At 64.9% G+C, this 20,267-nt stretch carries 19 protein-coding genes and 1 pseudogene; 14 read left to right on the forward strand and 6 right to left on the reverse strand.

Going from position 1 to position 20,267, the window contains the following annotated elements; genetic code table 11:
• Nucleotides 1–8: 8 nt before the first annotated feature.
• Together L540_RS21385 and L540_RS21390 are read left to right on the forward strand one after the other, a co-directional pair.
• Nucleotides 9–983 carry a caspase family protein gene (locus tag L540_RS21385; protein ID WP_082149512.1) on the forward strand — a complete coding sequence of 325 codons (975 nt, stop codon included), beginning with the start codon at nt 9–11 and terminating at the stop codon, nt 981–983.
• 22 nt (nt 984–1,005) lie between these two features.
• Complete coding sequence (locus L540_RS21390) at nt 1,006–1,485, forward strand: toll/interleukin-1 receptor domain-containing protein (RefSeq protein ID WP_082149513.1); 480 nt, start codon at nt 1,006–1,008, stop codon at nt 1,483–1,485.
• Between the two features lie 70 nt (nt 1,486–1,555).
• On the opposite strand, the pseudogene L540_RS01645 reads toward L540_RS21390, so the two are convergent.
• Nucleotides 1,556–2,664, reverse strand: a pseudogene (locus tag L540_RS01645) (IS3 family transposase).
• A gap of 407 nt (nt 2,665–3,071) precedes the next feature.
• Between L540_RS01645 and L540_RS21400 the strand changes: the two are divergent.
• On the forward strand, nt 3,072–3,449 hold the full coding sequence (locus L540_RS21400) for a helix-turn-helix transcriptional regulator (RefSeq protein ID WP_231584733.1): 378 nt from the start codon (nt 3,072–3,074) through the stop codon (nt 3,447–3,449).
• A 15-nt stretch (nt 3,450–3,464) separates the two neighbouring features.
• Here L540_RS21400 and L540_RS01660 read toward each other — a convergent pair whose 3' ends face one another.
• The 5 genes from L540_RS01660 to guaB form a co-directional block, all read right to left on the reverse strand.
• Nucleotides 3,465–3,989 carry a helix-turn-helix transcriptional regulator gene (locus L540_RS01660; RefSeq protein WP_043211351.1) on the reverse strand — a complete coding sequence of 175 codons (525 nt, stop codon included), beginning with the start codon at nt 3,987–3,989 and terminating at the stop codon, nt 3,465–3,467.
• Nucleotides 3,990–3,993: 4 nt separating this feature from the next.
• Nucleotides 3,994–4,269, reverse strand: a complete 276-nt coding sequence (locus L540_RS01665; RefSeq protein WP_043211353.1) for a hypothetical protein — start codon at nt 4,267–4,269, stop codon at nt 3,994–3,996.
• A gap of 60 nt (nt 4,270–4,329) precedes the next feature.
• Nucleotides 4,330–5,586, reverse strand: coding sequence for a tyrosine-type recombinase/integrase (locus L540_RS01670; RefSeq protein WP_043211355.1), 1,257 nt, complete (start codon nt 5,584–5,586; stop codon nt 4,330–4,332).
• A 301-nt stretch (nt 5,587–5,887) separates the two neighbouring features.
• Nucleotides 5,888–7,480, reverse strand: coding sequence for a glutamine-hydrolyzing GMP synthase (guaA, locus tag L540_RS01675; RefSeq protein ID WP_043211357.1), 1,593 nt, complete (start codon nt 7,478–7,480; stop codon nt 5,888–5,890).
• A gap of 94 nt (nt 7,481–7,574) precedes the next feature.
• Nucleotides 7,575–9,035, reverse strand: a complete 1,461-nt coding sequence (guaB, locus tag L540_RS01680) for an IMP dehydrogenase (RefSeq protein WP_043211360.1) — start codon at nt 9,033–9,035, stop codon at nt 7,575–7,577.
• Between the two features lie 222 nt (nt 9,036–9,257).
• Here guaB and L540_RS01685 point away from each other — a divergent pair, with 222 nt between their 5' ends.
• The 11 genes from L540_RS01685 (at nt 9,258) to L540_RS01735 (ending at nt 20,233) form a co-directional block, all read left to right on the forward strand.
• Nucleotides 9,258–9,815 (forward strand): DUF2239 family protein, encoded by a 558-nt coding sequence (locus L540_RS01685; protein ID WP_043211362.1) that lies wholly within the window; start codon nt 9,258–9,260, stop codon nt 9,813–9,815.
• A 133-nt stretch (nt 9,816–9,948) separates the two neighbouring features.
• Nucleotides 9,949–10,914: a LysR family transcriptional regulator gene (locus L540_RS01690; RefSeq protein ID WP_043211364.1), complete on the forward strand. Its 966-nt coding sequence runs from the start codon at nt 9,949–9,951 to the stop codon at nt 10,912–10,914.
• Complete coding sequence (locus L540_RS01695) at nt 10,911–12,368, forward strand: NAD(P)-binding domain-containing protein (RefSeq protein WP_043211366.1); 1,458 nt, start codon at nt 10,911–10,913, stop codon at nt 12,366–12,368. Before L540_RS01690 ends, L540_RS01695 begins: the two co-directional genes overlap by 4 nt.
• Nucleotides 12,365–13,339, forward strand: coding sequence for an ABC transporter permease (locus tag L540_RS01700; protein WP_043211415.1), 975 nt, complete (start codon nt 12,365–12,367; stop codon nt 13,337–13,339). Before L540_RS01695 ends, L540_RS01700 begins: the two co-directional genes overlap by 4 nt.
• The gene (locus tag L540_RS01705; RefSeq protein WP_043211369.1) at nt 13,336–14,241 is read left to right on the forward strand and encodes an ABC transporter permease; all 906 of its coding nucleotides are present in this window, start codon (nt 13,336–13,338) and stop codon (nt 14,239–14,241) included. The genes L540_RS01700 and L540_RS01705 overlap by 4 nt, the downstream gene beginning before the upstream one ends.
• Complete coding sequence (locus tag L540_RS01710) at nt 14,238–15,236, forward strand: ABC transporter ATP-binding protein (protein WP_043211371.1); 999 nt, start codon at nt 14,238–14,240, stop codon at nt 15,234–15,236. The genes L540_RS01705 and L540_RS01710 overlap by 4 nt, the downstream gene beginning before the upstream one ends.
• Nucleotides 15,233–16,246 (forward strand): ABC transporter ATP-binding protein, encoded by a 1,014-nt coding sequence (locus L540_RS01715; protein ID WP_043211373.1) that lies wholly within the window; start codon nt 15,233–15,235, stop codon nt 16,244–16,246. The genes L540_RS01710 and L540_RS01715 overlap by 4 nt, the downstream gene beginning before the upstream one ends.
• A 30-nt stretch (nt 16,247–16,276) precedes the next feature.
• Complete coding sequence (locus L540_RS01720; RefSeq protein WP_043211375.1) at nt 16,277–17,845, forward strand: ABC transporter substrate-binding protein; 1,569 nt, start codon at nt 16,277–16,279, stop codon at nt 17,843–17,845.
• Complete coding sequence (locus tag L540_RS01725; RefSeq protein WP_043211377.1) at nt 17,845–19,149, forward strand: acyl-CoA thioester hydrolase/BAAT C-terminal domain-containing protein; 1,305 nt, start codon at nt 17,845–17,847, stop codon at nt 19,147–19,149. The genes L540_RS01720 and L540_RS01725 overlap by 1 nt, the downstream gene beginning before the upstream one ends.
• The gene (locus L540_RS01730; protein ID WP_043211379.1) at nt 19,149–19,649 is read left to right on the forward strand and encodes a CMD domain protein; all 501 of its coding nucleotides are present in this window, start codon (nt 19,149–19,151) and stop codon (nt 19,647–19,649) included. The genes L540_RS01725 and L540_RS01730 overlap by 1 nt, the downstream gene beginning before the upstream one ends.
• Entirely contained in the window at nt 19,646–20,233 is a 588-nt protein-coding gene (locus tag L540_RS01735; RefSeq protein ID WP_043211380.1) for a peroxidase-related enzyme, read from the forward strand. Before L540_RS01730 ends, L540_RS01735 begins: the two co-directional genes overlap by 4 nt.
• Nucleotides 20,234–20,267: the final 34 nt, after the last annotated feature.

Raw genomic sequence — 20,267 nt, forward strand, 5'->3', positions numbered from 1 at the left:
GTGATGTTATGCGCATAGCTCTTATCGTAGGCATAAATCACTACGAACATGGAGGCTCTTTGTATGGTTGTGTCGATGATGCTCATGCGGTGCAAGCTGTCCTAGCTCGCCACGGGGATGGATCGATCAACTTCGATTGCAAATTGTTCACAGGGACTGGGCCAACCGATCGCGTTGAACGGTCTTTACTAAAAGATCGCGTCGAAGAACTTTTCAAGGCGCAAGCTGATATTGCTCTTTTTTATTTTGCTGGTCATGGGCATATTGAAGCGACTGGAGGATATTTGCTGGCGACGGACTCTCGCCGTGGTGACGAAGGGTTATCGCTTTCCGAGGTTCTTGCATTGGCTAATAAATCGCCTGCACGCAACAAGATAATCATCCTTGATAGCTGCCATTCAGGAATAGCCGGCACCCCCCCAGTCGCAGGAGAGCTTGCCAGTTTGTCTGAAGGTTTGACGATCCTCACTGCTTCAGCGGCTGATCAATATGCAACGGAAGAAAATGGTAGGGGCGTATTCACAACCCTATTGGTAGATGCTCTTCATGGCGGGGCGGCTAACCTCACTGGCGACATCACCCCGGGCAGCATTTATGCACATGTCGACCAATCCCTGGGGGCTTGGGAGCAGCGCCCTATCTTTAAAACCAACGTCCGGCAATTCGTCTCGCTTCGAAAGGTCAATCCGCCTATCTCCCTTGATGACCTCAGGCGCATAACAGAATTTTTCCCTCAACGTGGTTTTGAATACCAGCTTGATCCTACGTTCGAGCCGGAGATGAAGGGCAGAGATCCCGGCATGCCTCCGCCAGACCTTGAAAATACGCGGAAATTCGCACTACTGCAGCGATACAATCGCCTTAATTTGGTCGCGCCTGTAGATGCGCCACACATGTGGCACGCAGCCATGCAAAGCAAGTCGTGTAAATTGACGGTGCTAGGCGAGCATTATCGACTTCTTGCTGAAAAACAACGTCTATAGCGTATTCGAAAAAGGATTAGTTATGAGGATATTTCTATCCCATCAGAAAACTGACTCGGCGTTGGCCTTGAAGGTACAAGGTCACCTAAAAAGCAATCATGATATTGATTGTTATCTGGATGTCATTGATCCTAAGCTGACTAATGGCGAAGACATTGCGGCGCATGTCAGAAATGAATTGGATAGATGTACGCAGCTTCTAGCTGTTGTTTCTGATGCGACTAAAGGGTCATGGTGGGTGCCATGGGAAATAGGTGTGGCGACGGAGAAAGATTTTCCTCTCGCCACGTTTGGCGGAAGCATTGAACTACCAGAATATTTAAAAAAATGGCCATACCTCAGAAGCATTTCTGATCTGGATAAATATGCTGAGGCCTCTAAAGATGCATCCAAACGCGTGCTAACAGCAAACGTGGAATCAGCTTCGTCTGGGACGACTGTATTCAGGGGTGAGGCTACAAAATACTTCTATAAAGCCTTGCGGGCAAAACTCGGACAGTGAAAGCAAGGGGGGCACGCCCCCCTGGTCCGCTTGGGTCCCTTGGACAGCGTCGATGTTAGTGATCGGGCCGTCATGAGCCTCCGGCTTGCTGTCGGAGGCTGTATTTCCGGGCAAATTCGCCCGGTGTTAAATCGTTCAGGGCCATGTGAGGCCGAGTTTCATTGTAGTCCTGGCGCCAAGCCTCGATCTCTCGTTTGGCTTCTGCTAATGATTCGAACCAATGCAAGTTCAGGCATTCGTCCCTGAACGATCCATTGAAGGTTTCAATGAAGCTGTTGTCGGTCGGTTTGCCCGGCCGGCTGAAGTCGATCTGCACCTTGTAGTGATAGGCCCACATATCCAATAGCCGCCCGGAGAACTCGCTGCCGTTGTCGGCAAAGAGAAAGCGCGGCACCTGCCGCTGGGCGACCAATCGGTTCAACACGCCGACGACGTCTTCGGCGCGCAAACGTTGCCCGACCTCCGTGGCAAGGGCTTCTCGGGTGAAGACGTCCACGATGGTCAGCACCCGTAGGCGCGCCCCATTGGCCAATTGGTCCGCGACAAAGTCCAGGCTCCACACTTCATCCGGCTGCCTCGGTACGCACCGTTCACGGCGCGGCACCGCCATCTAGCGTCGCCTGGGCAGCTTGCTACGCAACTGCAATTGCTCATCGGCATAGAGTCGATAGACTCGATTGCGGCTGACCTGCCAGCCTTCCCGGCGCAGGAGGACGTGGATGCGCCGATAGCCATAGCGGATCCGCGTCTGAGCGATCTCACGCATGCGCTGCCGAAGCGCCGTTTGCGGATCCTTAACGCTGCGGTAGTAATGTGTGCTGCGTGCCTGTTTGACCAACCTGCACGCCCGCTGTGTGCAAAGGCCGTAGTGATCCTGGATGTAGGTCACTGCTTGCCTCTTCACCGCGGGCGCGGCCATTTTTTTATGGCGATCTCCTGCAAAATCACCTTATCCAGGCTGAGTTCGGCGACGAGCTTCTTGAGCCGAGCATTCTCATCTTGCAGTTGTTTGAGTTCGCGGACCTGGTTCGACTCCAGGCCCGCGTAAAGGCGCTTCCACCGGTAATACGTCTGCTCGGATACGCCAAGCTGACGCACCAGATCGGCCACCGGCATGCCCAACTCTGCCTGTTTGAGCGCCGCGACGATCTGCTCGACCGAATATTGCTTGCGTTTCATGGCACACCTCCCGTTCTCGCTGGGAAACTTGCCCTAAAACACTAACACTCATTTCTGTCCAGGATTTCGACAGCAGATCAGCGCATTGGATGATGGTCTTGCGGGCCGGCTGGTCATCGAACGGTTCAATACCCGTGATGTCCCGCCCCTGGTCGCGGCCCGACTGACCGCGCCAAGTCAGATCGCCAACCAGCACGCACATGGTACGCAAAGACAAGGCGCTCGAACTGGATGCCGCTGAAATCCTCGAAATGGATTGGAGAAACCATCACTGTCGCCATGTCCCTGCCCTTCTGTAGTTATCTGTTCTTCAATACGCCCCGCTACGCCCCAACGAGTTTCGCCGATAGCCAATGAAAGCCACCATTGCTTCATGGTTTGCGGCATCAAAACTCATGGAGTTCGATATGGAGAATACCTCGTTACCCCAAGTGGGCGGAGCCCAAGAATCCACGAGCCCCGTAGCCACTCCGCTGCCCGGCTCAGCCGCCTATGGGGAACTCCCGCAGTTTCCGAAGTCCGGCGTTCTGCCCTTTCGCCGGACCATCCGCCGTCAGGAACTGCGGCAGATCGTTCCTCTGGCTGAAACGACCATCTATGAAATGGAGCGCCGCGGAGAATTCCCGCGTCGCTTCAATCTGACACCTCGTTGCGTCGTGTGGGATCTGGCCGAAGTGGAAGCCTGGATCGAAGAACGCAAACAAACCCCACGCGGCGGCAGCGCGAAACCGGATGTCCACCTACGAAAAACTCGCCCTGTTTGGGCGGGTTCGAGCGAAGGATGATGCGGGTAATGCCTCTCATCTGACCAGAGCCTGGAGTTCCTTGGACGCCGACTGCGGCAACCGCTGGCCCTCCTTCGCCACGTTGACCTGCAGGGCAATCCGCGCCACATCCAGCACGTCCTTGGCCAGCGAATGGCTGCCCTTGGCCTGCAGCCAAGCCAGCACATCCGCCAGGTGCCAAATCGACGCACTTCCTTCATGCACCGGTGCGGGGAAGCTGCCGGGATATGCCAGCATCAACTTGCGCATGTTCTGCCGCGATACGCCAACAATCTCCGCCACATCGGTCAGACCAACCAAGTCCGGCGCCACCTCGATCAGCCGTGCCGACGGCACGACACGGCGCACATCTGCTAGCGCGCTGCGAACCGCTTCGTCCGCATCCGCCGCCTCGCGAGTGAACTCCAGCGCCAGTCGCCCCGGCTGGCCGATACCGACCAAGGCATCGTCGCAACCGGCTCCGCCCAGGCGTTCGACCAGAGCGTCCGTGTCGCGGTCCTCGTCGGCAAGCTGGTACTTCAAGGTGAAGGTGTATTCCATCGCGCTACTCCTTGACATCATCTTCAGCCATGCGCTGCTTGCGATGCGTGGTGCAGTTGTCCACGACTCGCCGCAAGGCGCGGGCGTGGTTGCCAGGGTTCTTCGGCGTACTCCATATCGACGTGATACAGAACTCGCCGCAGCGACACTCCTCATCGTTGTACGGGCAATACATCCGCCCCCAAGCGTGGCTCCCACCGACCTCGACGCGCCAGCCCTGTCCTTCGGCGTGCCTGAGAGCTTCCTCGACCTCTTGCTTCGGATGAGAGGAACGGGTCATCAGTGATCTCCAGTATGAGGATGACCGGCAAGGTTGTCAAGTGACAACCTTGCCGGTCTTTCAGACCGTCGCGCTCAACGTAGGAACGACGACGTTTTCTGGCATCAGCTTCGGCACGTAGGTCTGCCCGTCGATCCAGGCATCAACCATGTTCGCCCACTCCTGCAGCATGTGGCGCCGCTGCTCGGCATACTCGGCCTTGTTGTAGATTGAGCGTGAGGAGCGCCCCTCTTCATGTGCCAAGCACTTCTCGATCCAATCGCGGTTGAAACCGATTTCGTTGAGCAGTGTCGAGCCGGTACGGCGCAGGTCGTGGACGGTGAAAGGCTCCAGCGGCAAACCGGCCGCCTTCGCACGTTCCGCGACGATCTGCGTGACGCGATTCAAGGTAGCGTTCGACATGCAGCGGTCGGCGTCATAGCGAGATGGCAGCACGAACTTGGAGCCGGCAGCGCAGGTGTGCAGCGCTACGAAGATGTCGAGTGCCTGGCGGGAGAGATAGACCACGTGCGGATTGCGCCCCTTCATCCGCTGTTTTGGAATCGTCCAGGTCGCGTTCTCGAAATCGACTTCATCCCAAGTGGCCTGGATCAACTCGCTCTTACGCACCAGCGTCAGCAGGATCATGCGCAACGCCAGCCGGATTGTCGGATAGGTCGCCACTGATTCCATCTGTCGCGCCATCAGGCGGATCTCCAACGGCGACAAGGCGCGATCCTTCGGCACGAAGGTCGCGATCGACGTAGCGCCGACGCCGTCGGCGGGATTGTCCACCTTCTCGCCATGCAGGATGGCGAAGGCATAAACCTGCTTCACGATGTCGCGGATATGCACCGCAGTGGCGGGCGCACCACGTGCCTTCACCTTGCTGCAAAGGGCGCGCAGGTCATCGGCAGTGATTTCATTGAGTTGTCGGTTCTGGAAGATCGGCAAGATGTCCCGATCGACGATGTGCTTGCGCATCGCCTTGGTGCTATCGGCCATCCGGGCACCTTCCAGCCACTTCGCGGTCACGTCGCCGAAGGTCTTCGCGGCAGTCAGCCGGCGCTTCTCGCGCTGCTTCTCCAGCGCGGGGGACTTGCCCTGGGCGACGGCCTTCTTGGCGTCGATCAGCTTTTCGCGGGCCAATGCCAACGAAATGCCCGCCGGACCGTAGCGGCCAATGGTCAGCGTCTCGCGGCGCCCGTTGAGACGGTAATCGTAGCGGAAGGTGACGGTACCGGTAGGCGATACCGTCACGTACATCCCATCGCGGTCAGAAGCCTTATAAATCTTGGACTTAGGCTTGAGGTTGCGCAGTGCGGTGTCGGTAAGCATCGAGGTATTTCCTCCTGTTCGTGACGGCATTTACCGTCAGGGGCCAGGAGACCTGCTGATGCTCGGAAAGCCGCATGAAACAAGCTTTCCCGAGGAGACTTTTACCGTCAAAGACGGCTTTGGTCCGAATAGTGAACGGGAGGGTCTTAATCCGGCCTCCGGTTCTTACCGCCACTTCCACCGTCAACCTGTTCTGCTGGCCGGCGATAGTCACCGATAGATGCCGCGACGTATCCACTTGAAAATCAACACGTTACGGCAGTTTTTCGATAGCTGGCGATAGTCCCCGAAGGACGTCAATTCACTCCCACTCAATCGTCGCCGGCGGTTTGCTCGAGACGTCGTACACCACGCGGTTGATGCCGCGCACTTCGTTGATGATGCGCGAGGAGACGCGGGCCAGCAGCGGATGCGGCAGCGGGGCCCAGTCGGCGGTCATGAAGTCGAAGGTCTGGACGGCGCGCAGGGCGACGACGTATTCGTAGGTGCGGCCGTCGCCCATGACGCCCACGGATTTCACCGGCAGGAAGACGGCGAAAGCCTGGGAGGTCAGTTCGTACCAGCTCAGGTCGCTGGCGGGGTCCTTGGTGTTGCGCAGTTCTTCGATGAAGATGGCGTCGGCGCGGCGCAGGAGTTCGGCGTACTCGTGCTTGACTTCGCCGAGGATGCGCACGCCCAGGCCGGGGCCGGGGAAGGGATGGCGGTAGACCATCTGCGGCGGCAGGCCGAGGGCGACGCCCAGTTCGCGGACTTCGTCCTTGAAGAGTTCGCGCAGGGGTTCGAGCAGCTGCAGGTTGAGGGTGTCGGGCAGGCCGCCGACGTTGTGGTGCGATTTGATCGCGGCCGCTTTGCCGGTCTTGGCGCCCGCGGATTCGATGACGTCGGGGTAGATGGTGCCCTGGGCCAGCCATTTGGCGCCCTTGAGCTTGCCGGCTTCGGTCTGGAAGACTTCGACGAATTCGCGGCCGATGATCTTGCGCTTGGCTTCGGGGTCGGCGACGCCGGCCAGTTTGCCCATGAACTGCGCGGTGGCATCGACGTGGATGATTTTCACGCCCATGTTTTCGGCGAAGGTCTGCATGACTTGCTGGCCTTCGTTCAGGCGCAGCAGGCCGTGGTCGACGAAGACGCAGGTGAGCTGGTCGCCGATGGCGCGATGGATGAGGGCGGCGGCCACGGAGGAGTCGACGCCGCCGGACAGGCCAAGGATGACTTCATCGCCGCCGACCTGTTCGCGGATGCGCGCGACGGCTTCGGAGATGTAGTCGGGCATGTTCCAGTCGCCTTCACAGCCGCAGATTTCGCGCACGAAGCGCGAGATCATGGCCTTGCCTTGCACGGTATGGGTGACTTCGGGGTGGAACTGGACGGCGTAGTAGCCCCGGCTTTCGTCGGCCATGCCGGCGATGGGGCAGGACGGCGTGGAGGCCATGAGGCTGAAGCCCGGCGGCAGTTCGGTGACTTTATCGCCGTGGCTCATCCAGACCTTGAACATGTCCTGGCCCGCGGCGTCCTGGAAGTCGGCCAGGCCGGCGAGCAGCTTGGTGTTGCCCTGGGCCGCGACTTCGGCGTAGCCGAATTCGCGGTGGTCGCTGAAGCTGACCTTGCCGCCCAGCTGTTGAGCCATGGCCTGCATGCCGTAGCAGATGCCCAGCACCGGCAGGCCCAGTTCGAAGACGGCGGCCGGCACGCGCATGGAGCCTTCTTCGTAGGCCGAGGCGTGGCTGCCGGAAAGGATGATGCCTTTGAGGCCCTGGCCGGCCTGTTCGCGCACGAAGGCGTCGTCGACGTCGCCCGGATGGATTTCGGAGTAGACGCCGGCCTCGCGGACGCGGCGGGCGATCAGTTGGGTGACTTGCGAACCGTAGTCAAGGATGAGGATGCGCTGATGCATGGTGACTCTGCCGGTTGGAAATAAAAACGCACCGGCCAGAACGGTTTAGGGTTCTGCCGGCGCGCGATGCATTGCGGGGTTGACGATCCGGGGATCAGTCGGCGCGGTAGTTGGGCGCCTCCTTGGTGATCTGGACGTCGTGGACGTGCGATTCGCGCACGCCCGCCGAGGTGATTTCGACGAATTGCGTTTTGGTGCGCATGTCGTCGATGGTGGCGCAGCCGCAATAGCCCATGGAGGCGCGGATGCCGCCGACCAGTTGGTAAATGATGGCGAGCACGCTGCCCTTGTAGGGAACGCGGCCTTCGATGCCTTCGGGCACGAGCTTGTCGGCGTTGTTGGCCGGGTCCTGGAAGTAGCGGTCGGCCGAGCCGTCGGCCATCGCGCCCAGACTGCCCATGCCGCGATAGGATTTGTACGAGCGGCCCTGGAAGAGCACGACTTCGCCGGGCGCTTCTTCGGTGCCGGCGAACATGCCGCCCATCATGCAGGAGAAGGCGCCGGCGGCCAGGGCCTTGGCGACGTCGCCCGAGTAGCGGATGCCGCCGTCGGCGATCAGCGGCACGCCAGTGCCTTCGAGCGCCTTGGCGACATCGGAGATGGCGGTGATCTGGGGCACGCCCACGCCGGCCACGATGCGGGTGGTGCAGATGGAGCCCGGGCCGATGCCGACCTTCACGCCGTCGGCGCCGGCTTCGACCAGCGCCAGGGCGGCGGCCGCGGTGGCGATGTTGCCGCCGATGACTTCGACCTTGGGGAAGTTCTGCTTGACCCAGCGCACGCGCTCGATCACGCCGGCCGAGTGGCCATGGGCGGTGTCGACGATGATGACGTCGACGCCGGCGGCCACCAGTTTTTCGACGCGCTCTTCGGTGCCGGCGCCCACGCCGACGGCCGCGCCCACGCGCAGCTGGCCTTGGGCGTCTTTGCAGGCGTAGGGGTGTTCGGTGTTCTTGACGATGTCCTTGACGGTCGCCAGGCCGCGCAGCTCGAAACCGTCATTGACGATGAGCACGCGCTCCAGGCGATGCTTGTGCATCAGGGTCTGGGCTTCGTCGAGGGTGGCGCCTTCGTGCATGGTGACCAGGCGATCGCGCGGGGTCATGACGTTGCGCAGGGGCTGGTCCAGGCGGTCTTCGAAGCGCAGGTCGCGGTTGGTGACGATGCCGACCACCTTGCCGCCTTCGACCACGGGCAGGCCCGAGATGCCATGCTGGCGCTGCAGGGCGATGGCGTCGCGCACCTTCATGTCGGGCGTGACGGTGACCGGGTCGATCACGATGCCGAACTCGTGCCGCTTGACGCGGGCGACCTCGCGGGCCTGCGCATCGGCGCTGAGATTCTTGTGGATGATGCCGATCCCACCCTCTTGCGCCATGGCGATGGCCAGGCGCGACTCGGTCACGGTGTCCATGGCGGCGGACACGAGCGGAATATTGAGGGTGATGTTACGGGTGAGGCGAGTGCTGAGCGAAGTGTCGCGCGGCAACACTTCGGAATACGCAGGCACCAACAACACGTCGTCGAAGGTGAGCGCTTTTTGGACGAGACGCATGGGGAACTCCGGGCGCAAAGCAAGATTATACGCCGATCAGCCCGGGTGACTAGGTGTTAGCCCTAGGTTTTTCCCGGAATGTGGCGCGGACGTCAAGACCCATGCGTCGGATCCCGCAAGACGCGCTTGTGGCAAGGCCGCCACATTTATACCCGGGTTATATTGACAGACCCGACGGGGGCTGCGCATACTGGGTTTTCCCTTTTTTACCCGGGTATATCCATGACGCAGCAATTCACGGCTTTCGATGGCATCCGCCGCGTCGCGCAGGGTTCGCTGGCCGAGGTGGCGCTGGCCTTGCACGACCGCCCGGCGGGCCAGGTCCTGGTCTTTGATGACCGCAGCGGGCGCCAGACCGATCTGGATCCCCGGCTGCTGGCGGGCGCCCCCGCGCTGGCGCCCGCCGCCTTGGCCGACCCCGCCCAGGAGGGCGCGGAGCTGGGCCGGGGCCGCGGGCGGCCGCGCCTGGGCGTGGTGGCGCGCGAGGTGACTTTGCTGCCGCGCCATTGGGAATGGCTCGCCCGCCAGCCCGGCGGCGCCTCGGTCACCCTGCGCAAGCTGGTCGAAGAAGCGCGCAAGCGCGACCAGGGCGCCAGCGACCGGCGCGAGCGCCAGGATGCGGCCTACCACTTCCTGCAGGCCATCGCCGGCAACCTGCCCCGCTATGAAGAAGCGCTGCGCGCTTTGTACGCCGACGACCGCCAGGCGCTGGCCGCTTGCATGCAGGATTGGCCGGAGGATGTCCCGGCCTATGCCCTGGCCTTGTTCGACGGCCATTAACGCCCGTCCCGAATAGCCGCGGGTCTTGGGATACCCGGGTTTACGCGAACCCGGGTATTTGCTTATGCCCTTTAAGTATTTGTGGTGCGCATACTTGGCACGCAAGAATTCACTTAAAGCATAAAAGCACCCCATGGAATTACGCCAACTCGAGGCCTTCGCCGCCGTCATGAGCAGCGGCAGCGTCACCGCGGCCGGCCGTCTGCTGGGCCGGTCCCAGCCGTCCATCACCCGTTCCATCCAGGAACTGGAGGCGGAAATCGGCTATGCGCTGTTTCTGCGCAGCGGACCGCGCGTCACGCCCACCGAGCAAGGTTTTCTGCTGTACGACGATGTGGCCCACGCCCTGTCCAGCCTGCGCCATATCCGGGCGCGGGCGCGCGAGATCGCCGAGGGCAAGCAGCAGCCGATGCGGCTGGCGGCCACCTCGGCCCTGGCGGCCGGGCTGCTGCCGCATGCCATCGCGCGCGCCGAAGCCGCCCATGGCGTGCGCGCCCTGCAGGTGCGCAGCGTCTCGCCCGAGCAGGTGCTGCATGCCGTGCTGACCAGCTCGGCGCAATTGGGCCTGACCAGCCTGCCGCTGGAGCATCGCGGCCTGGACGTGCACTGGATAGGCCAGGCCAATTGCGTGGCGGCCCTGCCCGAGGCCGACCCGCTGGCGCGCCTGGCCACGGTGCCGGTGGCCGCGCTGGCCGGGCGGCGCTTCATCACGCTGGCCAATCCCTACCGGCTGCGCGGCCGCCTGGACCAGGCGCTGGCGCAGGCCGCGCCCGGCCTGATTGAAAGCAATTCCTCGCTCAACGCCCTGGCGGCCGTGCGCGCCGGATTGGGCGTGGCCATCCTGGAACCCGTGTCGGCGCTGGGCCTGCCCGTGCAAGGCGTGGCCATACGTCCCATCGACCAGGACATCCCCTTTTTCTTCGGGGTGGTGACCCCGCAGGCCACGCCCATCGCCCCGGCCGTGGCCGCCATGACCGATGTGCTGGCCGAGACGGCCGCCGCGCTGCTGCCCGACTTCATGCGCCATGAGGCCAGCGCGCACGCCAGCCTGCTGCACAGCATCCATGGCAAAGACGAATTTTCGACGGACCCGATATGAGTTTTCCTCTTGCCCACCCTCCCCTGGGCCTGACCGAGCTGGAGGCGCGCCTGCGCCAGGACTTGGCCTGGCTGGACCTGCCCGCCCGCCCCTGGGTGCCGCCCCGCGAGGCCGGCGGCCAGCCCCTGCAGGACGTGGCCATCATCGGCGCCGGCATGGCCGGCCTGGCCGCCTGTGCCGCGCTCAAGCAGCTGGGCGTGCGCGCCTTCTGCCTGGACCGCTCGCCCGAGGGCTTCGAAGGCCCCTGGGCCACGACCGCCCGCATGGAGACCCTGCGCTCGCCCAAGCAGCTGACGGGTCCGGCGCTGGGTTTGCCGGCGCTGACCTTCCGCGCCTGGTTCGAGGCCCAGTTCGGCCTGACGGCCTGGGAGGCCCTGGACAAGATTCCGCGGCTGCAATGGATGGACTATCTGCGCTGGTACCGCCGCGTGCTGGCGCTCGATGTGCGCAACGATCATCATGTGACCGCCGTGCTGCCGCGCGCCGACGGCGTGGTCGAACTGGCCGTGCGGACGCCGGCCGGCGCGCAGACCGTGCTGGCGCGCCATGTGGTGCTGGCCACCGGCCGCGACGGCCTGGGCGGCCCCTCGGTGCCGGCTTTCGCGCAGCGCCTGCCGCGCGCGCGCTGGGCGCACTCTTCCGATGAGATGGACTACGCCAGCCTGGCGGGCCAGCGCGTGGCCGTGATCGGCGCCGGCGCTTCGGCCATGGACAGCGCGGCCACCGCGCTCGAAGCCGGCGCGGCCAGCGTGGACCTGCTTATCCGCCGCGACGATATTCCGCGCGTGAACAAGGGCAAGGGCGCCGGCAACCCGGGCCTGACCCATGGCCATCTGACGCTGCCCGAGGACTGGAAGTGGCGCTTCCGCCACTACATCAACAGCCAGCAGGTGCCGCCGCCGCGCGGCAGCACGCTGCGCGTCTCGCGCCACCCCAATGCGCGCTTCAACCTGGGCTGCCCCATTCTGGACGTGCAGGCCGACGGCCGCGAGATCCGCCTCGCCACGCCCAAGGGCGTTTTCGCCGTGGATTTCGTGATCTTCTCCACCGGCTTCAAGCTGGACTGGCAGGCCCGTCCGGAGTTCGCCGCCATCGCGCCGCATATCCGCCTCTGGGGCGACCGCTACCGGCCCGCGCCGGGCGAAGAAGACCAGGAGCTGCACGACTCGCCCGACCTGGGCCCGGTCTTCGAGTTCCAGGAAAAAACGCCCGGAGCCTGTCCGGGTCTGGCCCGCGTGCACTGCTTCTGCTACCCGGCGGCCCTGTCGCACGGCAGCGTGTCCGGCGACATTCCGGCGGTCAGCGACGGCGCGCGCCGCCTGGCCCAGGGCATCGCCGGCCAGTTCTATGCCGAGGATGTGGAAGCGCATTTCGCCAATATGCAGGCCTATGCCGAACCCGAGGTCTTCGGCGACGAATGGACCGTGGCCCCGCCGCCGGGAGCCCGCCCATGATGTTCTGGCTCTTGCGCCGCCTGGCCCAGGCGGTGGTCGTGGTGCTGCTGATGACGCTCATCGTCTTCATCGGCCTGCACGCCATCGGCAATCCGGTGGACATCCTGATCGGCCAGGACGTCGACCAGGTGGACCGCGCCCGCATCATCGCCGAACTTGGCCTGGACCAGCCCCTGTGGCGCCAGTACCTGGGCTTTCTGAACGGCGCGCTGCACGGCAACCTGGGCAACAGCTTTGTCTACAACATCCCGGCCGTGGAACTCATCCTGCAACGCCTGCCGGCCACCCTGGAGCTGGCCATCGCCGCCTTGCTGCTGGCCGTGGCGCTGGGCGTGCCGCTGGGGCTGTTCGCCGGCCTGTTTCCCGAGCATCCGCTGTCCAAGGCCATCATGACGGGCAGCATCGTGGGCTTTTCGCTGCCGACCTTCTGGGTGGGCCTGATGCTCATCATGGCCTTCAGCGTGTCGCTGGGCTGGCTGCCGGCCAGCGGCCGCGGCCAGACCGTGCCGCTGCTGGGCATGCAATGGTCCTGGCTGACGGCCGACGGCCTGCGCCACCTCATCCTGCCGGCCCTGAATCTGTCGCTGTTCAAGATCTCGCTGGTGATCCGCCTGACCCGGGCGGGCGTGCGCGAAGTCATGCCGCAGGACTTCGTCAAATTCGCGCGCGCCAAGGGTTTGTCGCCGATGCGCGTGGTCCTCGTGCACATCCTGCGCAACACCATGATCCCGCTGGTCACGGTGCTGGGCCTGGAGCTGGGTTCGACCATCGCCTTCGCGGTCGTCACCGAGAGCATCTTCTCCTGGCCGGGCGCCGGCAAGCTCATCCTGGACAGCATCAACGCGCTGGACCGCCCCGTCATCGTCGCCTACCTCGTGGTGGTGGTGTGCCTCTTCGTGCTGCTCAATCTCATCGTGGACATTCTGTACAAAGTGCTGGACCCGCGGGTCAGGCTGGAGGGCGCGCAATGAGCCAGACGCTCGCCCCCGAGCTCAAGCGCGAATCTCCCTGGCGCCGCCATGCGGCCGAATTCTTCGCCTCCAAGACGGCGGTGCTGGGACTGGCGGCGACGGTGCTGCTCATCCTGGCCGCGGCGCTGGCGCCCTGGATCACGCCGCAAAACCCTTACGACCTGCTGCAGCTGGACGTGCTGGACGCGCGCCTGCCGCCCGGCTCGCCCAACGGCATGGGCAGCTACACCTATTGGCTGGGCACCGACGGCCAGGGCCGCGACCTGTACTCCGGCATCCTGTATGGCCTGCGCATCAGCCTCATGGTGGGCGTGGGTTCGGCCCTCATCGCCGCGATGATCGGCACGCTGCTGGGCCTGCTGGCCGCCTACGCCGGCGGCAAGACCGACACCCTCATCATGCGGCTGGTCGATCTCATCCTGTCCTTCCCGTCCATCCTGGTGGCGATGATGATCCTCGCCTACCTCGGCAAGGGCGTGGGCAATGTGGTGCTGACCCTGGTGATCCTGGAGTGGGCTTATTACGCCCGCACCGCGCGCGGCCAGGCCCTGGTCGAACGGCGGCGCGAATATGTCGAGGCCGCCCGCTGCCTGGACATCCCCAATTGGCGCATCATGCTGCGCCACATCCTGCCCAACTGCCTGCCGCCGCTCATCGTGATCGGTACGCTGCAGATCGCGCGCGCCATCACGCTGGAGGCCACCTTGAGCTTCCTGGGCCTGGGCGTGCCGGTCACCGAACCGTCGCTGGGGCTGTTGATCGCCAATGGCTACCAGACCATGCTGTCGGGCCAGTACTGGATCAGTTTCTATCCCGGCATCGCGCTGCTGGTCACCATCGTGGCCATCAACCTGGTGGGCGACCGCCTGCGCGATGTGCTCAACCCGAGGACGCACCGATGACCCGCGCCACGCCATCCCAGGCGCCGGTCACGCTGGAGGTGCGCAATCTGCGCACCCAGTTCCAGACCCGCGCCGGCATCCTGCCCGCCGTGGACGATGTGTCTTTCCGGCTGGAGCGCGGCAAGATACTCGGCCTGGTGGGCGAGTCCGGCTCCGGCAAATCGGTCACCGGCTTTTCCATCATGGGCCTGGTGGACCCGCCCGGCCGCGTGGTCGACGGCAGCATCCTCTTCCAGGGCCGCGAGCTCACCCGGATGCGCCCGCGCGAGCTGCGCCAGCTGCAGGGCAATCGGATCGCCATGATCTTCCAGGATCCGATGATGACGCTCAATCCGGTGCTGCGCGTCGATGCGCAGATGATAGAGGCCGTGCGCGCCCACAGCCGCGTCAGCCATGCCCAGGCGCGCGAGCGCGCCCGCGAGACCCTGGGCATGATGGGCATCCCCAGCCCCGAAGAAAGGCTGCTGGCCTATCCGCACCAGCTCTCGGGCGGCATGCGCCAGCGCGTGGCCATCGCCATCGCCATGCTGCACCGGCCCGACCTCATCATCGCCGACGAGCCGACCACGGCGCTGGACGTCACCATCCAGGCCCAGATCCTCTCCGAGGTGCAGAAACTCGCGCGCCAGCACGGCACCAGCCTGATCTGGATCACCCACGATCTATCGGTGGTGGCCGGCCTGGCCGACGAGGTGGCCGTGATGTACGCCGGCCGCATCGTCGAGCATGGTCCGGTGGACGCGGTGCTCGATGCGCCCATGCACCCCTATACGGCGGGCCTGATCGGCAGCCTGCCCAGCAACAATGTGCGCGGCCAGCGGCTGCGCCAGATTCCCGGCATGACTCCCAACCTGCTCGCCCTGCCCCAAGGCTGCGCCTTCGCCGCGCGCTGCCCGCGCGCCTCGGGCGCCTGTAGCCAGCGGCCGCCGCTGTCCTCGCCCCGGCCGCAACACCTGGTGCGCTGCTTTCACCCGGCGCTGGAGGTGGCGGCATGAGCGCCTCGCAGCATCCCCCGCTGATCAATCTGCGCGGCGTCAGCAAGCGCTTTGGCGAGCGCCCCGACACCGCCGTCTCGCGCGCCCTGCGGTCCCTGGGCCTGGCCAAGCCGCCGGCCGTCACCCGCGCCGTCGACGACGTGGACCTGCTCGTGCGCCCCGGCGAAGTCGTGGGCCTGGTGGGCGAATCCGGCTGCGGCAAGTCCACCCTGGGCCGCATTGCCGCCGGCCTCATGCCGCCCACCGAGGGCGAGGTGCGCGTCAATGGCCGCCTGGCTTCGGAAATGAGCCCGGAGCAGGCGCATCGCGCCCGCCTCAAGGTGCAGATGATCTTCCAGGACCCCTACGCCAGCCTCAATCCGCGTCTGCGCGTCGATGAGATCGTGGGCGAGGCCGCCCGCATCCACGGCCTGGTGGACCGCGCCGGCTTTGATGACTATGTGAGCGAGCAGCTGCGGCGCGCCGGCCTGGATCCGGCCCTGCGCCAGCGTTATCCGCACCAGTTCTCGGGCGGGCAGCGCCAGCGCATCGGCATCGCGCGCGCCCTGGCCGTGCGGCCCGACATGCTGGTCTGCGACGAAGCGGTGGCGGCCCTGGATGTCTCCATCCAGGCCCAGATCCTCAATCTCTTCATGGATCTGCGCGCCGAACTCAAGCTGACCTATCTCTTCATCAGCCATGACCTGGGCGTGGTCGAGCACGTTTCGGACCGCGTCATCATCATGTACCTGGGCCGGGTGGTCGAGTCCGCGCCCGTGGAGGAGGTGTTCCGCCGCGCCAACCATCCCTATACGCAGGCGCTGCTGGCCGAAATCCCGCGCCTGGACGCGCGCCACAAGACCTTCACCGCCATCAAGGGCGAGATTCCCAGCCCCTTGGCGCCGCCCTCCGGCTGTCATTTCCATCCCCGCTGCCCGCATGCCATGCCGCGCTGCAAGACCGAAGCGCCTCGCCTGAAGGGCATCGCCATCAACCACCTGAGCGCCTGTCACCTGAACGACGGCAGCTAGCCTTCAACGACCTCATCAGGACTTCGCACCATGAAACGACTGCTCCTCACCACCCTTGCCGCCGCCCTCGTGGGCGCCGCCGCCCCCGTCTCGGCCGAGACGCTGTCCATCGGTTTCGCCGATCCGCTGTCCTCGCTGGATCCGCAGCTCAACAACCACGCCGGCGACCGTTCGGTGGCCCTGCATTTCTGGGACCTGCTGGTCGAAAACAAGTGGAACAAGCTGCAGCCCGGCCTGGCGCTGTCCTGGAAGCCGCTGGACAACACCACCTGGGAGTTCAAGCTGCGCCCCGGCGTCAAATGGCAGGACGGCACGCCCTTCACGGCCGACGACCTGATCTACTCCTACACCCGCGCGCGCGCCGTGCCGGGCAGCGTGGCCACCTACGCCGGCTACCTGCGCACCATCGAATCCATGAGCGCGCCGGATCCGCTGACCTTCGTGGTCAAGACCAAGGCGCCCAATCCCGACCTGCCCCTGAATCTCGCCTCGGTGCACGTGGTGAGCAAGCACGTGGGCGAGAAATCGACCACCGAAGACTACAACTCGGGCAAGGCCATGGTCGGCACCGGCCCCTACAAATTCGTCTCGTATACGCCGGGCGACCGCGTGGTCATGACGCGCAATGACGCCTATTGGGGCGGCAAGCAGATCTGGGACAAGGTCAATTACCGCTACATCAACAACGCGGCCGCGCGCACCGCGGCGCTGTTGGCCGGCGATGTGGACGTGATCGACAAGGTCTCGGTGTCGGATCTGGACAAGCTCAAGAAAGCGCCCAATATCTCCGTCTTCCCGTATGACGGCCTGCGCGTCATGCTGCTGCAGCCCAATTTCAATCCCGCGCCCAATCCCTTCATCGCGGACAACGCCGGCAAGCCGCTGGACAAGAACCCGCTGCTGGACGTGCGCGTGCGCCGGGCCATGAACCTGGCGATCAACCGCCAGGCCATCACCGACCGCATCCTGCAGGACGCGGCCACCGAGGCCAATCAGTGGATGCCCAAGGGCACCTTCGGCTACAACCCCGAGATCAAGAATATCCCCTACGATGCGGCCCAGGCCAAGAAACTGCTGGCCGAAGCCGGTTTTCCGGAGGGCTTCAAGCTGACCATGCACGTGCCCAATGACCGCTACCCGCAAGGCCCGGAAACGGCCCAGGCGGTGGCCCAGTTCTGGACGCGCATCGGCATCAAGACCCAGGTCGAGGTCGTGCCATGGGCGGTGTACTCGGGCCGCGCCAACAAGAACGAGTATGCGGTGAGCATGCTGGCCTGGGGCAATGGCACGGGCGAAGCCAGCTATGCCCTGGTCAATATCCTGGCCACCGTGTCGCCGCAAAAAGGCCTGGGCGCCTCCAACTGGGGCCATTACAGCAACCCCAAGGTGGACGCGGCCCTGGACGCCTCGACCTCGGAGTTCGACGTGGCCAAGCGTGAAGCCATCCTGCGCGACTCGGCCAGGATCGTCAGCGACGACGTGGGCATCATCCCGCTCTATCACTACAAGAACATCTGGGCCGCGCGCAAGGGCCTGAAGGTCGAACCCATGACCAGCGACCGCACCGCCGCGCAGATGGTCAGCAAGGACGCCAAGTAATGTCCGCGCTCACCCTCACCATCGAGCCGGCCGACGCGCTCATCGATGTGCCGCGGCGCATCGTGGTGCGCGGCGCCCGGCCCGGCGCCGAAGTCCGGCTGTCGACGGCGACCGCGCGCGCCGGCGTGACCTGGCGCGCCGAGGCGCGCTTCGTGGCCGACGCCCAGGGCACGGTGGATCCGGCCCGCGACGCCGCCACGGGCGGCAGCTATGAAGGCCTCTCGCCCATGGGCTTGATCTGGTCGCAAGTGCCGGATGTGGCCGGCCGCCGCGAGACCTTCAACCAGCCCGTCACCGAAGCCCTGAGCACCGAGGTCGAGGCCGTCAGCGAGGCCGCCCGCGCTTCGGGCCGCTTCGTGCAGCGCCTGGCCGGCCCCGGCGTGACCCGCCGCGAAGTCCGTGAGGACGGCCTGGTGGGCACGCTCTACCTGCCCGCCGGTCCCGGCCCGCATCCGGCCGTGATGATCCTGAACGGCTCGGGCGGCGGCATCAACGAACCGCGCGCCGCCCTCTATGCCTCGCATGGCTACGCCGCCTTCGCGCTGGGGTATTTCAAGGCGCCCGGGTTGTCCGACTACATCTCCAACACGCCGCTGGAGTACTTCCAGCGCGGCCTGCAATGGCTGCGCCGCGAAGTCAGGCCGGCGCACGGCTTCGTCGCCATCAGCGGCCAGTCGCGCGGCGGCGAACTGGTGCTCCTGCTGGGCGCGACCTTCCCCGAGGAAGTCTCGGCCGTGGTGGCCTATGTGCCCGGCGCCGTGGTGCACAGCGGGCAGAATGCCGCCGACCCCAAGATCGGCCGCGAAGGCCCGACCTGGCTATTGGGCGGCAAGCCCCTGCCCCATGTCTGGGAAAACAACCGCACGGCCAGCTGGAAGCCGTTTGACGAAGGCCCCGCGCCGCATCGCCACGAACGCGCCATCCTCACCGCCTTGCAGGACCCCGAGGCCGTCGCTCGCGCCCGCATCCCGGTCGAGCGCATCCAGGGCCCGGTCATGCTGCTGTCGGCCACCGATGACGGCTCCTGGCCGTCTTCGCTGTACTCGGGCATGGTGCGCGACAAGCTGGCCGAAGTCGGCCACCCCCACGAGGTGCGCTGGCTGGACTTCCAGGACGGCGGTCACCTCATTGTCTTCCCCTATGTGCCGACCACGCAGATGGTCTATGCCCATCCCGTCTCGGGCATGATCAGCACCAGCGGCGGCAATCCCCGCGACAACGCCCGGGCCGACGAGGCCTCCTGGGCGGGGGTGCTTCAATTCCTGCATGATGCCGTGGCCGCGCGCGCCCAAGGAGATGCCTGATGCCTACGCAAGACCTGATAGACCAATTGGTCGGCCTGGCCGACGGCGACGCCCTGCACGCCGTGCGCCACCAGCGCGAGAAAGTCGTGGCCGCCACCCAGGGCAGCCTGCAGGCCCTGTTCGATCCCGCCCTGCCCGGCCTGCCCCTGGTCGAGCGCCTGGCCGTGGCGGTGTATGCCTGCCGCCTGACGCCGGCGCCCGAGCTGGCCGCCTATTATCTGGAACGCCTCCAGGCCGAGGGCGCCGACGCCGCCGTGCTGGACGCCGTGCGCGATGGCCGGCCAGCCGGCACGCCGCGCCTGGCCACCATCCTCGAATTCACGCGCAAGCTGATCGAAAAACCGGTCGAAGGCGATGAGGCCGCGCTCAAGACGCTGCCGGCCGCCGGCCTGTCCACGCCCGCCGTGGTCGCGCTATCCCAATTGATCGCCTTTCTGTCGTACCAGGTGCGCCTGGTGGCCGGCCTGAAGGCCATGAAATCGCTGGAGCAAGCCGCATGACGACGCCCATCAAAGCCCATGGCTTCACCAATGAGAGCCTGGAATGGAAAGCCTGGCTGGACACGGTGAAAGTCGAGCAGGCCACGCCCGAGCAGATCGCGGTGCTGGAGGAAAGCCATCCCAAGGCCAAGACCTCCGACTACTACCTCTTTCTTATCCACCAGCCGGAGATCCTGCGCCAGCGCTCCACGGCCTTCAACGCCATCATGTACGCTCCCGGCGGGCTGTCGCGCGCCGAGCGCGAATTGGGCGCCACCGTGGTCTCGCGCATCAATGGCTGCGTGTACTGCGCCTCCGTCCATGCGCAACGCTTCGAGCAGCTGGCCAAGCGCAATGATGTGATCGCCGAGGTTTTCGAGGACCCGCGCAGCGCCGGCACCAGCGAACGCGAGCGGGCCATCGCCGCCTTCTCGGTCAAGATCACCGAGCATCCCGCCGCCCTGGACGCGGCCGATATCCAGGCGCTCAAGGATGTCGGCCTGTCCGAAGGCGAGATCCTGGACCTGATCCACGCCGACGCCATCTTCGCCTGGGCCAACCGCCTGATGCTCAACCTGGGCGAACCGGTGTTTCCGCCGGCTTGATATCGGCCGACGCCCGACCAGGGCCCGGGCAGGC

The sequence above is a fragment of the Bordetella pseudohinzii genome (assembly GCF_000657795.2).
Lineage (GTDB): Bacteria > Pseudomonadota > Gammaproteobacteria > Burkholderiales > Burkholderiaceae_B > Bordetella > Bordetella pseudohinzii.

Coding starts and splice junctions, on each gene's coding strand:
- L540_RS21385 (WP_082149512.1), top strand. CDS start 9: ATGCGCATAGCTCTTATCGTAGGCATAAATCACTACGAACATGGAGGC.
- L540_RS21390 (WP_082149513.1), top strand. CDS start 1,006: ATGAGGATATTTCTATCCCATCAGAAAACTGACTCGGCGTTGGCCTTG.
- L540_RS21400 (WP_231584733.1), top strand. CDS start 3,072: ATGGAGAATACCTCGTTACCCCAAGTGGGCGGAGCCCAAGAATCCACG.
- L540_RS01660 (WP_043211351.1), bottom strand. CDS start 3,989: ATGGAATACACCTTCACCTTGAAGTACCAGCTTGCCGACGAGGACCGC.
- L540_RS01665 (WP_043211353.1), bottom strand. CDS start 4,269: ATGACCCGTTCCTCTCATCCGAAGCAAGAGGTCGAGGAAGCTCTCAGG.
- L540_RS01670 (WP_043211355.1), bottom strand. CDS start 5,586: ATGCTTACCGACACCGCACTGCGCAACCTCAAGCCTAAGTCCAAGATT.
- guaA (WP_043211357.1), bottom strand. CDS start 7,480: ATGCATCAGCGCATCCTCATCCTTGACTACGGTTCGCAAGTCACCCAA.
- guaB (WP_043211360.1), bottom strand. CDS start 9,035: ATGCGTCTCGTCCAAAAAGCGCTCACCTTCGACGACGTGTTGTTGGTG.
- L540_RS01685 (WP_043211362.1), top strand. CDS start 9,258: ATGACGCAGCAATTCACGGCTTTCGATGGCATCCGCCGCGTCGCGCAG.
- L540_RS01690 (WP_043211364.1), top strand. CDS start 9,949: ATGGAATTACGCCAACTCGAGGCCTTCGCCGCCGTCATGAGCAGCGGC.
- L540_RS01695 (WP_043211366.1), top strand. CDS start 10,911: ATGAGTTTTCCTCTTGCCCACCCTCCCCTGGGCCTGACCGAGCTGGAG.
- L540_RS01700 (WP_043211415.1), top strand. CDS start 12,365: ATGATGTTCTGGCTCTTGCGCCGCCTGGCCCAGGCGGTGGTCGTGGTG.
- L540_RS01705 (WP_043211369.1), top strand. CDS start 13,336: ATGAGCCAGACGCTCGCCCCCGAGCTCAAGCGCGAATCTCCCTGGCGC.
- L540_RS01710 (WP_043211371.1), top strand. CDS start 14,238: ATGACCCGCGCCACGCCATCCCAGGCGCCGGTCACGCTGGAGGTGCGC.
- L540_RS01715 (WP_043211373.1), top strand. CDS start 15,233: ATGAGCGCCTCGCAGCATCCCCCGCTGATCAATCTGCGCGGCGTCAGC.
- L540_RS01720 (WP_043211375.1), top strand. CDS start 16,277: ATGAAACGACTGCTCCTCACCACCCTTGCCGCCGCCCTCGTGGGCGCC.
- L540_RS01725 (WP_043211377.1), top strand. CDS start 17,845: ATGTCCGCGCTCACCCTCACCATCGAGCCGGCCGACGCGCTCATCGAT.
- L540_RS01730 (WP_043211379.1), top strand. CDS start 19,149: ATGCCTACGCAAGACCTGATAGACCAATTGGTCGGCCTGGCCGACGGC.
- L540_RS01735 (WP_043211380.1), top strand. CDS start 19,646: ATGACGACGCCCATCAAAGCCCATGGCTTCACCAATGAGAGCCTGGAA.